This window comes from Methanosarcina siciliae T4/M, from assembly GCF_000970085.1.
GTDB lineage: Archaea > Halobacteriota > Methanosarcinia > Methanosarcinales > Methanosarcinaceae > Methanosarcina > Methanosarcina siciliae.
Map to the genome: position 1 here is coordinate 2,813,434 of NZ_CP009506.1, position 15,927 is coordinate 2,829,360.

The 15,927-nt window shown below is 42.3% G+C and carries 11 protein-coding genes; 5 read left to right on the forward strand and 6 right to left on the reverse strand.

Annotated elements, in window-relative coordinates:
• Positions 1 to 202: 202 nt before the first annotated feature.
• Positions 203 to 388 carry a C69 family dipeptidase gene (locus tag MSSIT_RS11980; RefSeq protein ID WP_048172645.1) on the reverse strand — a complete coding sequence of 62 codons (186 nt, stop codon included), beginning with the start codon at positions 386 to 388 and terminating at the stop codon, positions 203 to 205.
• A 65-nt stretch (positions 389 to 453) separates the two neighbouring features.
• Entirely contained in the window at positions 454 to 2,115 is a 1,662-nt protein-coding gene (ilvD, locus tag MSSIT_RS11985) for a dihydroxy-acid dehydratase (RefSeq protein WP_048172647.1), read from the reverse strand.
• A 491-nt stretch (positions 2,116 to 2,606) separates the two neighbouring features.
• Between ilvD and anfO the strand changes: the two genes are divergently transcribed.
• Both anfO and MSSIT_RS11995 read left to right on the forward strand, forming a co-directional pair.
• On the forward strand, positions 2,607 to 3,233 hold the full coding sequence (anfO, locus tag MSSIT_RS11990; RefSeq protein ID WP_048172649.1) for a Fe-only nitrogenase accessory protein AnfO: 627 nt from the start codon (positions 2,607 to 2,609) through the stop codon (positions 3,231 to 3,233).
• A 239-nt stretch (positions 3,234 to 3,472) separates the two neighbouring features.
• The gene (locus MSSIT_RS11995) at positions 3,473 to 3,964 is read left to right on the forward strand and encodes a hypothetical protein (RefSeq protein WP_048172651.1); all 492 of its coding nucleotides are present in this window, start codon (positions 3,473 to 3,475) and stop codon (positions 3,962 to 3,964) included.
• A 9-nt stretch (positions 3,965 to 3,973) separates the two neighbouring features.
• On the opposite strand, the gene MSSIT_RS12000 is transcribed toward MSSIT_RS11995, so the two are convergent.
• A complete protein-coding gene (locus tag MSSIT_RS12000; RefSeq protein ID WP_082088983.1) occupies positions 3,974 to 5,761 on the reverse strand; it encodes a right-handed parallel beta-helix repeat-containing protein in 1,788 nt (595 codons plus the stop codon).
• 551 nt (positions 5,762 to 6,312) lie between these two features.
• Positions 6,313 to 10,185, reverse strand: a complete 3,873-nt coding sequence (locus MSSIT_RS22130) for a PAS domain S-box protein (protein WP_082088984.1) — start codon at positions 10,183 to 10,185, stop codon at positions 6,313 to 6,315.
• Between the two features lie 415 nt (positions 10,186 to 10,600).
• Between MSSIT_RS22130 and MSSIT_RS12010 the strand changes: the two genes are divergently transcribed.
• Complete coding sequence (locus tag MSSIT_RS12010) at positions 10,601 to 10,879, forward strand: acylphosphatase (RefSeq protein WP_048172652.1); 279 nt, start codon at positions 10,601 to 10,603, stop codon at positions 10,877 to 10,879.
• Between the two features lie 126 nt (positions 10,880 to 11,005).
• Here the strand turns inward: MSSIT_RS12010 and MSSIT_RS12015 are convergent, their stop codons facing one another.
• A complete protein-coding gene (locus tag MSSIT_RS12015) occupies positions 11,006 to 12,016 on the reverse strand; it encodes a cation diffusion facilitator family transporter (RefSeq protein ID WP_148705490.1) in 1,011 nt (336 codons plus the stop codon).
• 483 nt (positions 12,017 to 12,499) lie between these two features.
• A complete protein-coding gene (locus MSSIT_RS12020; protein ID WP_048172654.1) occupies positions 12,500 to 14,017 on the reverse strand; it encodes a sulfatase-like hydrolase/transferase in 1,518 nt (505 codons plus the stop codon).
• 386 nt (positions 14,018 to 14,403) lie between these two features.
• On the opposite strand from MSSIT_RS12020, the gene MSSIT_RS12025 reads away from it, so the two are divergent.
• Together MSSIT_RS12025 and MSSIT_RS12030 are read left to right on the forward strand one after the other, a co-directional pair.
• Positions 14,404 to 15,285 carry a damage-control phosphatase ARMT1 family protein gene (locus MSSIT_RS12025; protein ID WP_048172656.1) on the forward strand — a complete coding sequence of 294 codons (882 nt, stop codon included), beginning with the start codon at positions 14,404 to 14,406 and terminating at the stop codon, positions 15,283 to 15,285.
• A 338-nt stretch (positions 15,286 to 15,623) separates the two neighbouring features.
• Positions 15,624 to 15,812: a CooT family nickel-binding protein gene (locus MSSIT_RS12030; protein ID WP_048172658.1), complete on the forward strand. Its 189-nt coding sequence runs from the start codon at positions 15,624 to 15,626 to the stop codon at positions 15,810 to 15,812.
• Positions 15,813 to 15,927 lie beyond the last annotated feature (115 nt).

The following is a 15,927-nucleotide window of genomic DNA, read 5'->3' on the forward strand; positions in this document are numbered from 1 at the left end:
AATTTCAGGTTTTCATCTCATAGTGGCGGATTCGAAACTCGTTGGCTGATTAGGTTATATTCGTTCACGATCCCGTAGTTACCGTCAAAATAAGCGTAAGTATGCTTCGGGGGATGTAACCGATTGGCTCGGTCAGGTCGGGAACCGGGTTCGTTGACTCCGCAACGTGATGAGGGGCCGGTTCATAGTTCGGCCCTCTTTTTTAATAAGTCATTAAGCGGGGATAACGATAGTGTTCCTCAAACACCTGCCTCATAGAGCCCTGTTCATGCTCCTGAGCCGGGACATAAATAATCCTCTGATCTCCCAGTTCATCATCATCTGAATGGGCTGCCATCATCGAGCTGTCCTTGCTCGCTCCTCTGGTAATAATTAATGTTGTACACATGATATCATCCTCGTTTTATTTTGCAGTGTTTCCGAGCCTCCCCTGAAAATAAATCATCTGAAAACTTAGTCCACTATCCCTCCCGTATTTGCAGAGTGGACAGCACGCTGATATCTGGCGAGGTAACCTGTAATTTCTGTTTTCGGAGGCACAAAGGAAGCTTTTCGCTGCTTAAGTTCTTCTTCGGAAATCTTCAGGTTCAGGGCTCTTTCGGGAATATTGATTTCGATAAAGTCTCCGTCTTTCACAAGAGCAATCGGCCCACTGTCACTGGCTTCTGGCGAGACGTGCCCGATGCAGGGTCCACGGGTCCCGCCGGAGAAGCGTCCGTCAGTTACCAGGGCTACGGATTCTAAAAGTCCTCTTCCTCCAAGTGCAGCTGTGGCCGCAAGCATTTCCCTCATTCCCGGTCCTCCTTTGGGGCCTTCGTACCGGATAACGACAATGTCTCCGGGCTTGACATCTCCTGCAAGGATGCTCTTCATGGCATCTTCCTCACAGTCATACACTTTTGCAGGACCTGTATGGACATGCATTTTCGGGTCAACTGCAGCCTGTTTAACGACCGAGCCGTCTGGTGCAAGGCTGCCTTTGAGGACTGCAATTCCCCCTTCGGCATGGATTGGGTTTTCGAGGGTTGCAATGATCTCCTTATTCAGCTTCGGGTTAACTATTTCAAGCTCGTCCAGGTTTTCCCCGATAGTTTTTCCGTTGACTGTAAGCTGGTCAAGGTGGAGTTTTGAAGCAAGTCTCTGCATAACAGCCTCGACCCCGCCCGCTCTGTCAAAGTGCAGTATGAAATTGGGGCCTCCGGGCCTGAGGGATATCAGGTGGGGAGTTGTCCTGCTCAGTTCGTCAAAGGCTTCAAGGGGCAGTTTAAGCCCGAATTCATGGGCAAGGGCAGGAAGGTGCAGGGTTGTGTTTGTGCTACCTCCGACTGCCATATCGACCATCATGGCGTTTTCAAAGGATTTGTGAGTAACAATCTTTCTTGGGGTGAGGTTCTCTTTTACAAGCTCAACAATGCGCTCTCCGGATTCCTTGGCAATCCGAACCTTTTTTGCGTCCACCGCATGAGCGGTTGCACAGCCCGGAAGACTCAGCCCGAGGGCTTCAGTCATGCAGGCCATTGTGTTTGCGGTAAACATTCCGGCACAGGAACCTGCTCCTGCACAGGAGATATCTTCAAGCCTTTTAAGCTCGGTTTCGGAAATTTTGCCTGCGCTGTAAGCTCCGACCCCCTCCGAGACCGAAATTAAATCCCTGTAATTATCATCAACATATCCGGGAAGCATCGGCCCTCCGGTTACAACAATTGCAGGGATATCAAGCCTGCCTGCTGCCATCAGGTGCCCGGGCACAATTTTATCGCAGGATGGAATAAGGACCATTCCGTCAAACTGATGGGCTTTAACCATAAGTTCAATTGTGTCTTCAATAATTTCCCTGCTTGGAAGAGAGTATTTCATACCTTCATGTCCCATTGCGATCCCGTCGCAAACCCCTACGGTATGAAACTCAAAAGGAACTCCTCCTGCATTCCTGATCCCGGCCTTTACAGCTTCAGCAAGTTTATTCAGATGCATATGGCCGGGAATTATATCATTCCAGGAATTAACGACTGCAATAAAAGGTTTCTTCATTTCCGAATCCGTGACGCCAGTCGCTTTCAGAAGGGAACGGTTGGGGGCTCGTTCAGGTCCCTCTTTGATTATATCGCTTCTCATGTTTAATCTCCATATAATTTCACTTAAAAGTTAAAAATCATAATATATATACGACTTACGAATTTGAGACAAAGTCGGAGAATATATAGATTATCTATAAAACAGGGCGGCCGAATGTTGAGAAACCGGGCGGCCGAAAGTAGAAGTGAAACCGCAAATGTGATAGCAGAATTCTCGAAATTACGGATTGCAAGTTCATATCGATTGCAGGTTCTGAAGACCTTTTTTGGAGCGGGGACGCGGATATGTCTCGTTGTTTGCAGCGGGGCGCGCCAGCGAAATTTTGATTTCTCGAAAACAGTAGCTGGTATGTTCCGGAAAATCTGCTTTGAAGTACAAATCAAACCTATGCGTCCGTAAATACTATATTCCTTCGATTGCAGAACTAATTCCGCAGTATTATGCAGATCGAGTATATATTTCCGATAGCACTATTGCTTTGATCATAGCCTGAAATCATCAGAAATCTCAACACTAAAGGAGGATACGCCTTGAAAATTGCAGTTGTGGAAAACGATAACCAGCAGACGAGTTCAATCTTTGAGCCGGGATTCATTGCAGTATACGAAGAAGACGGCGGGGAATGGAAGGTTCTGAACCGTTTTGAAAGTCAGGTTTGCAACGCGAGAGGCATGGCCGCGGTACGCGTGGCTGTTGGAGATGTTATAAAGCAGCTTGGCGATGCAAAAGTAGTGGTTGCAAGTGAAATCCCGGGTATTGCTTCCGGAACTTTTCAGGCAGCAGGCTTTGATATCTTCCTTGTGGACAGTAAGGTTCTGGATGTCCTTGATTTGATCAAAAAAGACATGCTTGAGACAATTGAGAAGAGGCAGGAAGAGCCCCGTAAGTTCGACATCACGGAATTTCTGGAACCCGGTGAAAACAAAGGGGATTTTTCGATTAATATAGAAGATATCATGTTTAAATTTCCGGGCCTGACTTCAAAGAAAATTCTGATCCCCTATCTGAAAAACGGGGAATTCAACAGGCTGGATGTCATTTGCGGCCATATGCCGAAATGGTTTGTCACGGATCTGGGTGCCATGGGGTTCGAATACGAGACTGTTAACGAATCAAGGAATAGAAAGACCGTCAGGGTAGCGCGTGTACGAACTTAGTGAAATAGTGAGGATTTTCAGGAAGTCCGGATTCGGTTTTGTCTTTGCAGATTTTCAGTATAAATTTATCTATTCGCATGAGTTTATCTGAATCATCTGCACGCTTTTAACAGAAATCATTCCATACTTTTTTTCAGGTTTGTTCGAAGAAAGGAAAATGTAATTTATATTTACCAGATTTTTCTGGTGAAACCGAAGATAGGTAAATTTTATTATTTATCAGAGAAAATAATTACCTAATGGCTATAATGGGTGGAAGGGAAACAGGAAGAGGACCCCTGCAGCTTGATATAGGTATAGTTTTATCAGGCCTTGGGGGTAACTCAAACGAGGAAAGGAACCAGTTCAATGGTCTTTTTTCCTTTTCTGGTATCGATTTCGGACTTTATGTCGGACCGTCATATAATCCGTTTCAGACTATAGGGCCCAGTATCGGCATTGGTCTGGTCATAGGATCCAATGGTTTTCTGGCTGCAAAACTGGGCATCCATTTCAGAAGAGCGTTTGGCCTGGGTATGCTGTTTCCTATAGTTCCGATTTATGGTGTTACGGGAGCGAGTTTTTTAGCTGCTCTGCCTGTTTCGGAAGGAGCCAAAGCCGCAGCAACTATTCCGTTACTGCTGGTACCGGCAGCTGTTGTATTCCAGGAAAATATTAAAGAATTACGCGGACAGGGAAAGGAAATTTTAACTAAGCTGAGATCGTACGTTTCAGGAAAACGTACTTCATGATGTCGATTTTTATTCTGAAGTCTCAACGGAAAAAAACCTGCACGTTTGAGATACAAAAGCACTTATTATGGATTTTATTCTTTTTTTGTAAGATACTTCTGAAGAAATTAGCAAAGTATACCCGGCACCAATGCAAGGAGAGTCCTGTTTCAGGTAGTAATTATGTTTATGCTGGTTTACAAATCGCGGATCTGTATAGATGTCAGTGGTCGATGTGCAGTTCTTGTAGTTGCCTGCATAGTTATTGTAGAGACAGTTATTTTCCAGCACGAAGCTGTGTGTTTCCGGGAAGTTATCAATAGCCCCATAACCTGTTCCTTCCGGGCTGTACTTGCGTTTTAAAGTATTTGTTATAATGTTGTTGCGCACTATGGTCGTACAATTCCCATCTATACCTCTTGGAGTAAAGTCAACGTCATAACGCGAGCCAGTTGGGTACGTATACACAACAGCAGCGTTATAATTCGCATCAAACACATTGTTTTCTATGAGGGTATCATAAAATCCGCTTGTTACTATACCGCCCAGCCAATCATAGGTCTGATGCGTGCCACAGCCATAGAATATGTTGTGGTGTATGTGAACATTCTGTGCCTCAGTTTTTGAATATGGCTCACCAAATGCTATAAGCCAGATCCCTGGACCATATGTATCATAAATAGTGTTGTTATAGACTTCAATATCATTCATCGGCTGAGCTTCGGATGTTCTAATATACTGTATCTGAATTCCCGGTCCTCCCGCATCATCCTCGAATTCGGTGTATATAGTGTTATCATGGAATTTTATATGGTTTGAGTTCCAGATTCTCAGTGCAGAATTTGTCTTACATCTCACGTTATTATTCCATGCTTCTATATCCTGACATTCGATTGCATAAAGGCCGTCATGACCAAGCTTGTAAATTCGGTTGTCGTGAAATTTTATGTTTTTGCTGTCTTTTATTTTCAGCCCGTCTCCGTGGCTGTCATGCATGTACATATTACAAACATGTATGTTGTCACAGTTAATGAAATAGATTAGATTATAGTATCCATCTCCTCTCATTTTTTCGGTATTACCTTCATAGTTTCCATCGATCTCAAATCCGGTTATAGTGATGTTCTGGTTTCCAGAGCTGTTCATCTGAGTTATCAGCGGGCTTTGATGCGGCCAATATGCGTTGTCTTTAAGCTTTATCACGGCTGTAGGGTCCCCTTTCAGGGTCGTATCATTCCCGATGCGAATTTTGTCTGAGATCACGTAAGTGTTGGAACCTTTCAAATAAACGGTAGCGAATTCAGGATTTTCTGCCACATAAGCGAGGGCTTTATTGATCTCTATCTGGTCATCAATCCCATCACAATTGAAGTCTCCTTTTCCGTCTCCGGCCACATAAACCGTTTCATTTGACGGGATGAAATTTGACTGTGCAGGGTTTGGCTTTGTGAGGTTTGATTGTGTAATGTTTGACTGTGTGAGGTTTGATTGTGTGAGGTTTGATTGTGTGGGGTTTGATTGTGTGAGGTTTGATTGTGTGAGGTTTGATTGTGTGAGGTTTGATTGTGTGAGGTTTGATTGTGTGGGGTTTGATTGTGTGAGGTTTGATTGTGTGAGGTTTGATTGTGTGAGGTTTGATTGTGTGAGGTTTGATTGTGTGGGGTTTGACTGTGTATAGTCTGATGGTATTATTGAAGAGTACGACTGTATGGTGTAAAGGGTGAACATTCCCAGTAGAATCAAAAAAACGAAAATTAAAACAGATACTCCGATTTTTTCCATGATTTTTAGTATGGACTCAGGATGTTTTTCATTCATTTTATCCCCTATTTCTAAATATAAACACACTATTTAAAAAAACATGTAAAGAGAATTATTAACTAACCATGGTCAAATAAAAACATTATTAATATAATAAATAAATCATATAATTATTGTGCTTAAGCTTTTCATTAAATTACCTGAAGCCATATAATGTTTACTTAATTGTACTCTCAACCAGTATACTTAATTCCGTATATTAAGAAGTTCTAAAGTATAGTTCCAAAGTATGTGAAAAAAGAAATCCGGATCGAACTTGAACGGATTTGAAAAAGCCTTAAAAAACCTATAGTTGTAATAAAAAGATAAAAAATGCTGAATAACTCTTTATTGAAATAAGGTCAGGAAATAAGACCTGTTTTATGTTTCCAGGTATTTTAAATTTCAAACAGCATTTTTAGTTGATTTTTGGGCTGGATTTATCCCTGATGGAATTGCAATGTCCGCGTCAAGGAAAATGTCCTTTTCAAGGTTCTTGTCATATGCTTTTTACAGCTTCTTCCTATTTCTTACAGTTAATAATTCACACCGGATATCTCATTACTCTTTTAATGGTAGCAGGCCAACACTTTCATCTTTGATGTTATCGGGATCGCAAAAGCAAAGGTGCTCCCTTCTCCCTGCTCGCTTCTGAACCAGACATAACCCCCATGCAGGTTAACAATCTGCTTGACCAGTGAGAGACCGAGCCCGGTTCCCTGGAATTTTTTTGAATAGAAGGCGTTTACCTGGCTGAAAGGCTTGAAAAGTTTGTGATGGTCTTCGGTTTTTATTCCTATTCCGGTGTCCGTAACCGTTATTTCAACCAGATTGTCCTTTTTTCTTACTCCTATTTTTACAAGGCTATTTTCATAAGAAAATTTTATGGCATTATCTACAAGGTTATACATTATCCGGGTAAACTTCTCCTCATCGGCACAGATCCTGGTAAGCTCGCTATCCATATCGATTTCAATGTCGATATTCTTTTTATCTGCTAAGGGATGCAGAACGTTTCGTATCAGGTCAATCTTGGTAGCAAGTTCAAATTCTCTGTAATTAAGCTCCATCTTGTTTGCTTCTATTTTAGAAAGATCCAGGATGCCATTGATAAGGTTCAGAAGATGTTTCCCACTGCTAGAGACATTTCCTACGGCTCTCATTTGTTTTTGGTTCAATTCTCCGTATACCTGCCCATAAAGCATGTCAGAAAAACCTATTACTGAGTTAAGGGGGGTTCTAAGTTCGTGACTCATATTTGCCAGAAAATCGTTCTTGGTACGGTTTGCAACGTCAGCCATTTGCTTTTCATGAAGCAGGTTTTCCGAGATTTTCTTTTCCGTAATATCTCCGGCAATATTACTTATAGCAACAAGCTTTCCGGAGACATCGAAAACCGGAGAAAGAGTTACTGAGATATTTACTATTGTACCGTCCTTTTTCACCCGTAATGTTTCATGGTGCTGAACTTTTTTTCCCTGCTTAACCCTGTCAACTAATTGCTTTATTTCCCTTTTAAGATTGTCTGGTTCGAGTATAGACATGTTCTTGCCGATAACTTCTTCAGCCATATAACCATAAACCTGCTCTGCCCCTTTATTCCAGCTGGTAATAATACCACCAAGAGATTCGGTTATAATAGCATCGTTCGATGATTCAACAACATTCGCAAGTGTCTGAATTTTCTCTTCGGCTTTTTTAAGTTCGGTGACATCACGGGCTGCAGCAAAAACCCCGATAACTTCCCCGTCTTCATCCCTATACACGGATGCATTATACAATACGGGTGTAATATTCCCGTCTCTGTGATGAATTTCCAGAGCGTAATCTCGCACCAGCCCTTCCCTGAATGCCTGTTTATACCCTTCTTTAGCTTTTTCAGGTTCGGTAAAGTAATCCGAGAAATCGGTTCCTATCAATTCGCATCTGTTATAACCTGTAATCAGCTCGGTAGCTTTATTCACGTCGGTTATCTTCCCGTCAGAACCTATGGTAACCAGCGGGTCAAGACTGGCTTCAATCAGGCTACGGTTATACGCATTAGCTGACTCAAGCGCCTTTTCAGCTTTTTTCCTCCCGGTGATGTCCTGAACTATTCCCATCATTCGGACAGGTACATCCTCATCAAAAAAAACCTTGCCCTGCCCATGGACTATCCGCTCTTCTCCACTGGCCAGGACAATCCGGTAGTCAATACTGTAAGTTTTTCCGTTTAAAGCTTCTTTTATGGCATTTTCCACATTTTCTCTATCGTCCGGGTGCACATAACTCAAAAATATATCGTAAGTTGCTATAAATTCCTGAGGAGCGCACCCGAAAATCCTGTAGATTTCATCAGACCAGTATAATTCTTCGGTCACAATATTCCAGTTCCAGTTTCCAAGATGAGCTATTTTTTGAGCTTCTGCAAGACTTTTTTCACTTTTTTTCAATAACCGGTACGCTTTTTCAAGCTGAGCTGTCCGGTCTTCAACCAGTTCTTCTAAATTATCGAGCGTTTCTTTCAGCCTGATCGTTGCTTCTTTTATGTCGGTGATGTCGCGGGAAATGGCAAGAACGGAAGCAACTTCCCCGTCAACAAACTCAGGCACTATCCGCGTATTGAAATAGTATTCCTCTCCCTGGGGTGAAGTATACTGGAATTCTACTGTTTCGGGTTTCCCTGTGGCAAAAACCCTTTCATGGTGTTCTTCCCAGAACTTTATCTGTTCAGGATCTCTTCCCAGTTCACTGTGAGTTTTTCCAATTACTTTTTCCTGGGGGTGGCCATAAATTTCCACAGACACTGGATTAACATACAGGTGGCGGTTTTGTCTGTCAAAACGAGCGATCAGGTCAGGAGAGTTTTCAGCCAACGTGCGGAATTCGTTCTCACTTCTTATCAGTGCTTCTTCAGCCTGCTTGCGTTCACTGATATCATGGGCAACATGAACGCTCCCAACGATTTTTCCTTCGGAATCCTGAAGAGGTAAGGCATTTACCAGGAAATAGCCTTCAAGGCAGTTCCCAAAGACCTCTGTTATGTGCTCAGTCCCGTCCTGAAGCAACTGCCTGTGTGGACAAAAAGAAGGGGGTTCATTCGTCTCATGGATGGCACGATAACAGGTTAGCCCCACACACTCTTCAGGTGTCATCCCCAATTTTGCCGCCATGGCCCTGTTTGCACGGACGACTCTGTATTCGGTGTCGATTATGGCTATCAGGTCCGGCACGGCATCAAAGGTATATTTCCAATCTTTCGCGGCTTGAAGTGCAGTTTCTTCTGCTCTCTTGCGTTTGGAGCTCTCGATCTGCTCCCATTTTCCTTCCTTTTTAATCAAAGCAAACTGGTGGTTGATGACCACATCGATAATCTCGGTTGCGTTACACCTTTCAAGACAATAGGTACACAGTGCTATCATCCGGTAATTACCGATGACTCTGTCCACTCCTTCTTCATAATCAACAAAATCTTCCCAGTCTTCTTTTTCCAGCCAGAAAGTGTTCCCGCTCAACCTCAAACCTTCATAGCCATCTTCAAGGGCTTGATTAAGTTTTTCAATCCACCCATTCAGAATTCTCTCCGAATCGAAAGAATCCTCCTGTACATACAGGTGAGTGTAAGGAATAATCTCGATTTGCCCTTTCTCCAGGTAATCATCGATGTCAGGAACAACCCTCTTCAGGGCTTCTTTTGCATCTTTCACATCCAGAGGTTGCGATGTAACCCACATGCAGAACTCATTGTTTTCCAGCCCTGCTTTAAAGTAAGGGACAAGTACATCCGTCAAATCTTCTTTTGTCTGGTAAAACTGGCAGAAATGTGTCCCCCAGGGAATATCTCCAACAATATCAATACCAGAATTTCTCATTTTTTCTTTTGCACAAGTAACTTCGTCCTCTTCATAGACTATTTGTTCTTCTCCGCTGGTCAGGATAATCCTGTGGTCAATACCGTAAGGTTTTCCGTCCAGAGTTCCGCTTACGGCATTGTCCACATAATCCTGATCTTTCGGGTACATGTAACTCAAAAACGCATCGTAACTTGCCCCAAATTTCTGAGGGCTATACCTGAAAATCTGATAGATGTCCTCTGACCGGTATGATTCATGGGTCATAGTGTTCCAGTTCCGGTTTTCAGGATGAGCTATTTTTTGAGCTTCTGCAAGATTTTTTTCATTTTCTTTCAGCCTGGTTTTTGCTTCTTTTCTGTCTGTGATATCGCAGGAAATAGCAAGAACGGAAGTAACCCCGTTATCAGCTATTTGTGTATTAAAACGGTATTCTTTTCCCTTGGGTGGTGTATATTCGAATTTTTTTTCCGATTTGCTCATGGCTTTTTCGGAGTGTTTATATTCGAGAAGCCTGGCCCATAACTCTCTTTTTGATTTTTCCAGCTCATCAATCCGTCCTTTTAGCCTTCTCTCCGGTTTGTCAACAGCTACGCTTTTAAAACTAATCATAAGACCCCAACCCAGCCTTAATAGGGCGCATTAATATCTCAATAAACCCCTGTTACCTGATCTTTTAAATTCTGCCTTCCTGGCATTTATTAAGTCACTTTATGCACATTTATGATACTTATCATATATTAATTTTTAATATGGTAATTAAATATCTTATTTATAATAAATAGTATATATTTTATCGATAATATGAATAATATTAAAAATATCAGATCAAAATTATACAATTTGGCAAAAAAGACGTTAAAGATTCCTTATGGTAATTTATCTGTACAGTGGATAAAAATCTTAAAATTTTGTTCTTTCTTTATATTTGACAGCCTTTTCTCCTGGCCTGAAAACCGGTTTCCATCCAAAATTTTCTTCAGAACTAACCATAGCTATATATCATTGTTCTCCAAAATAGCCATTTGTGACCACTGAAGAAACTGTGCGGGCGAAAATCTTTGTATCCGGAAGGGTACAGGGCGTTGGTTTTCGAAGGTTTGCAAGAAACGCTGCCGAACGTTTTGGAGTGGACTGCAACCCTAAGAACCTCAGGGACGGAAGGGTTTTTGTTCTCGCGGAGGGAAGAACGGAATCTCTTGAGCTTCTCATCAATGAGCTTCGGAAAGGACCGATTTTTGCCCACGTAGAAGACGTTGATGTAACTTTTGAAAAGGCTCTGGGGAACGTGTACGAGCTTTCCTGAGGTAAAAATGAGCTTTTCGAGGCAAATGATTTTTGAATCAAGTGATCTTTTGACCACATTGATCTTTTTGAAGCGAATGATATTTGAAGCGAATGTTTTTTTTTAATAATGTTTCTTTTTGAACCTTTATAATCTATTGTTTTTACCTTTTTTTATCGGTTGCTTTCGCAGGCATATGTCGTGTTTTTCAGATAGTATCGGATGTTCGGGAATTTTCCCGTCCTCGGGGTTTCCTGCGGGTTCGCGTTCATAGGGTTCGGCCTTCACAAGGACATAGGTATAGGGCCCGAAGGTTTTTTTCAGGTTATGTTCAACGTGGATGGAAATCCGGTTTGCCTCTCCTATGTCCAGGGCATTATCAACTTTAATGCGGATATCCACAGCAATGTTATTTCCTATCCTCCGGGTCTTGAGGTTTGATAGGGCTTTTACTCCTTCGGTATTCCGGATGATCTCCCTGATCTGACCTTCGGTTTCTTCGTCAAGGGAGGCTTCTATGAGTTCGTTTATGCTGCTGCGGAATATCTTCAGGGCGACATTCAGGATGATGAAGCTCAGAAAGACCGCCATAAGGGGGTCGAGCACAACCCATTTTCCTCCTAGAAAGATTGCAGCCCCGATCCCTGCCAGGGTGCAGAGCGAAGATAAAGCATCCGAACGGTGGTGCCAGGCGTTTGCAGTTAGAGCCATACTGTTGATTTTACGGGCCTGCAGGATTGTATAATGGTACATGAACTCTTTTGAGAGCACGGACAGCAGAGCTGCATAAAGAGCAATAAGGGCGGGCTGCTCAAGGGCCCCTCCCTGGGCAAACAGCAGAGTCCTCCGGAGCCCGTAAAGTAAAATCTCTCCTGCAACCACAAAAAGCATGAGCCCTACAAGGCTTGCACTGAGAGTTTCAATTTTTCCGTGCCCGTAGTTGTGGCTTTTATCCACCGGTTTTTTTGCGACCTTGAAGCCAAAGATTACCACAATGTCAGTCAGAAAATCCGATAGGGAATGGACAGCGTCTGCTACCATTGCCGCACTGTTCCCGAGAATTCCTGCAAATAACTTAAAAAGAGTTAGCCCGAGGTTAACTAAAAGCCCGACACCCGTAACCTGAACAGCCTTTTCAAACCTTTCTTCTTGTTCCATTTTTGGTCACTTCCTTTGGAGGAAATTAATTTTTCGGGCTTTCTGCCTTTTCTGCGGTTCTGCAGGTCTTTCTTCCTGAATCATAAATGTAAGTAAGCAGCCGGTGTACTGTAAAGTAAGCAGCCGGTGTACTGTACAGCACAGGATTAATATACAACCCGGGCCAGGACGTTCTTCTCTATGCCTACTTGAGGAAGAAAGGGACTTTTATCAAAAGGATTTTTATCAAAAGGGACTTTTATCATTCTCAAACCAGTCCGTTTCAGGCAGTTTCGGTTTGGCTCTATGATATTCACACTATGATATTCGCTCAACAATTTTTGCTCAATTGAGGGATATTTGATATTTATCTCTAAACTATATTAAATATATCATTCTATTAAATATATCATTCCATTAAATATATCATATCTAGTAAAACTGTATTGAGAGCTCGAGACTTTTTAAGAACCAGGAGACATTTTAAAAGTTTTCAGCGGCCCTTCAGCCTTTTTTCAAAATTTTCATGATGATAAAAAACCCTGCAAGGTTTATTGCTCCTATAAGGATATATCCTATAAGGTAACTTGATTTCCTGCCAAAAAACGAATTTTCTTCTCCTAAAACCCCTGCAGAACTAATTTCTTCTTTTGATTCCACCGAAGGGTATTCGCTTTTCTCTTTCCCGGTCCCTTCTTCGCCAAAATCAATAACTGAGTCTGTTTCAAGAAAAATCTCCTTTTCCTCTACATCCAGGCTCTTCCCGGAATCAAGCTCAACCCTTATCGTATAGGATTTCTCCGGCTCAAGCCCGAGAAAAATAAACCTGTCATCATTTCCTGCGGTTCCGTGAGTCTTTCCGTCTTTTCTGAGTTCTACGGTTCCTTTTTCCGGAAGCAGGACTTTAAGGTTTACGTGTCCTGTAAGCAGGATCTGTTCTCCTTTGGCAAACCGGGGCCTGTCCGGGATATCAAGAATCCCGAGCAGGGTCGGTGCAAAGTCCTTCTGTCCGAATTCTCCTCTAATGACCCCGCTCTCAACGTCCTGCGTATATATGATGAGCGGGATCAGTTGCGCTTCATCCGAACCTGAGTATTTTTCTGATTGGTGTCCGCCTTTGGAACCATCTGCCGAAAAAGCCATCCCGTGGTCAGCAGTCAGGACAAAAGCAAGGTTGTTTTTCTCACAGAGGGTATAGAGGGGCAAAAGTTCGGAATCAAGGCTTTCGATGCAGTCGATATATCCGTAGTTGCCCCGGTAGTGCCCGCTCATATCAACTGCCCCTACATTTACGGTTAACAGGTATTTTTGCTCGGGCCTGTTTTTTTCCATGTATTCCACAACAGAGCAGGCGGTTTCAATGCCCCACCTGTTATACCCGTTATATCGTTCCCTCGTCTCTTTTGATGTGACATATCCCGGGGCCTTATCAGCTTCCTCTTCCATCAGCTGCAAAAGCCCGGAAGGAACCGTACAATCTCCGGAATGTTCATTCTGCTCAAGCACGATTTTTATGTTTTTTATAGAGTTATTTTCATCCCTTAGAACCGCATCCTGTTCGGCGCAGATCGACCAGGAATCTCCTTTTTCCATTACTGCGATACATAGATAGCCATTCTCGCGTAAAATATCGAAAATGTTTGCATCTTTGAAGCTGATGAACTCGCTATCCGCATCCGGGTTTCCGGTAACAAGGACCGAATGCCCCCCTTCGGTAAAAGTCTGCGGAACACTTAGCTTGAGAATCCGTGCACTTTTCTCGCTTATCTCCGGAATATTCTCAAGCCTGGCTTTTTCAAGGGATGTCCCGTCAAGTGCATACGGCGTAAGCTCGGGATAGATAAAAGGGGCGCTCAAGCCGTCAACGATCAGCACGACTGCCCCGTCGGGGGTGTTGATAGGGGTTACCTCAACTTCGGTAAGTGCGGAGGCAGGAACCGGAAATGCTGCAGAAAAAATCAGCAGAGTCGTAAGTAAAGCCAGAATTGAAAATGGTTTGAAGTTTCGGATTCTACGCATCATTATAAATTATTTTACATCTATCCTCTATAAAGAATTTGCCTTAAAGAGTTTTTCTCGAAGGGTGTGCTTTTTAGAAAATTCTGCTGACAAGTTCGCTTTCTTCTTAATTTTGTAATACCCAGTTTGAGCTCCCTGGCTTGAGATTCCTGAATTACTTGCGTATTGGGAGTCTAGATTATAAGGAACTTCAGTGAATTTTTGTATTTAATTTTCAATCAAGTTTCAGATTACCTTTTTAAAGGTTTATTTTTTAAAGGTTTATTTTTTAAAGGTTTATTTTTTAAAGGTTTATTATATCTGAAGGAGTAAATGTATAAAACTTGCAGCACATATCAGTAACATTCTGAAAACTCCTATCCCTTAATCCAGAGTCAGGTAGAGTTCCCATGAAGATGAACCCACGATGCACCTACTGTTTACTTTCAAGAGTACATTTCCAATCAAAGCTTTCAACGGATGATGAAGATCTTATCAGCAAGACACTTCAGGAATGCCTTTGCGTAATGAACAAGTACTATAACCCTGAGGCGGTGTCATCATCCGTAGCTACTAAAATTCACAGGAAGTGCTATGAAGTCCTTGAGGACAGTGATCCTTATAAAGTCACAAAAAATCTCATCAACCAGGTTGCATTAAAGGTTTTGCCCGTAGCAAGAGAAAAAATTTATGAAAACTTTCCTGATGATGGGGAACTCTTCAGGCGGGCGGTGCTTGCGTCTGTTATTGCCAATTACTTTGATTTCGGAATTATGGGCTTTGATGCCAGCGAAGATAAATTTGAAGCGGCTTTTTTAAAACTTTTCGACCACGGGCTTGATGTTGACGATACCCCTAAAATGCTTGGGCTCCTTAAGGACGTTGTCTACCTCGCCGACAACTGTGGCGAGATCTTTTTTGATACGATTGTTTTCGACGTGATTAAAAAACTCGGTGGAAATATCACTCTGGTGGTCCGCGGAGGCCCCATCCTTACGGACGTTACCATGGAAGAAGTAAGAGAGTTTGAAATCGATAAAAAGGTCGACAGGGTGATGACTACAGGTTCAAACGCCGTAGGGATCCTTGTCGAAGAGGCCCCGGTCGAACTGCTTGAAGTAATGAAAGACGCAACCCTTATCATCAGCAAGGGCATGGCCAATTATGAGACCCTCTCCGAGCACAACTTCGGGCCGATCGCTTATCTTCTCCTCACAAAATGCGAATGTGTGGCTGAGGATATGGGGGTTGAACAGGGATTTTCGGTTGCAAAACTGATGAACTACCCCTGAGTTCGTGCCTGTGGAAACCTGTTCCATGTATCCGTTTTTCCCCTGGGTTTCGTATTATAATTTTCAGGATTTTCTGGCTTCCGGATATTTTCCGATAACTTTTTATTGAGCAGGGCTACAAGTTAAATATAGTTAAGGAAAAATACTTTAAGGTCATATAGGATTTTTTGGAAAAAAATTTTTTAGAAATATTAAACCTTTCCGAAATTCGGACCAGCTGGGTATTTATTTATTTTATCAGCCGGATATTTATTGGTTTAAATCCAATTGGGTACTTATTGATTTATAAACAAATTGAAAATTCATAGATATTATAAACAATATAGGAGAGATGCAAGATGTGTGAACTCAACATAATTATGCTTCGTGGAGAAGACCGAGAGCAGATAATGGATTCTGTAGCAAAGATTCAGGTTGAGGGACATTCGATCCAGCTCACCGGAATCCTTGGGGATAAAATGACGGTTGAAGGTTCGATCAAGGAAATCAATTTCTCACGTGGGGAAGCCCTTATTCTGTCAAATTGATTTTTTTACTTTATTTTTCCCGAATTTTACTGTTTTTTGACCTTTTTTGGAGAGTTATTTTGATATTTTTCTTTATAAGATGTTACGATAAATCTGTTGTATGTCCATAGACACA

What these genes read in the sequence shown, in the direction of transcription:
- MSSIT_RS11995 (WP_048172651.1), top strand. Translation starts at nt 3,473, where the DNA reads ATGGCTATAATGGGTGGAAGGGAAACAGGAAGAGGACCCCTGCAGCTT.
- MSSIT_RS11980 (WP_048172645.1), bottom strand. Translation starts at nt 388, where the DNA reads ATGTGTACAACATTAATTATTACCAGAGGAGCGAGCAAGGACAGCTCG.
- MSSIT_RS12030 (WP_048172658.1), top strand. Translation starts at nt 15,624, where the DNA reads ATGTGTGAACTCAACATAATTATGCTTCGTGGAGAAGACCGAGAGCAG.
- MSSIT_RS12015 (WP_148705490.1), bottom strand. Translation starts at nt 12,016, where the DNA reads ATGGAACAAGAAGAAAGGTTTGAAAAGGCTGTTCAGGTTACGGGTGTC.
- MSSIT_RS12020 (WP_048172654.1), bottom strand. Translation starts at nt 14,017, where the DNA reads ATGATGCGTAGAATCCGAAACTTCAAACCATTTTCAATTCTGGCTTTA.
- MSSIT_RS12000 (WP_082088983.1), bottom strand. Translation starts at nt 5,761, where the DNA reads ATGAATGAAAAACATCCTGAGTCCATACTAAAAATCATGGAAAAAATC.
- MSSIT_RS12025 (WP_048172656.1), top strand. Translation starts at nt 14,404, where the DNA reads ATGAAGATGAACCCACGATGCACCTACTGTTTACTTTCAAGAGTACAT.
- ilvD (WP_048172647.1), bottom strand. Translation starts at nt 2,115, where the DNA reads ATGAGAAGCGATATAATCAAAGAGGGACCTGAACGAGCCCCCAACCGT.
- MSSIT_RS22130 (WP_082088984.1), bottom strand. Translation starts at nt 10,185, where the DNA reads ATGATTAGTTTTAAAAGCGTAGCTGTTGACAAACCGGAGAGAAGGCTA.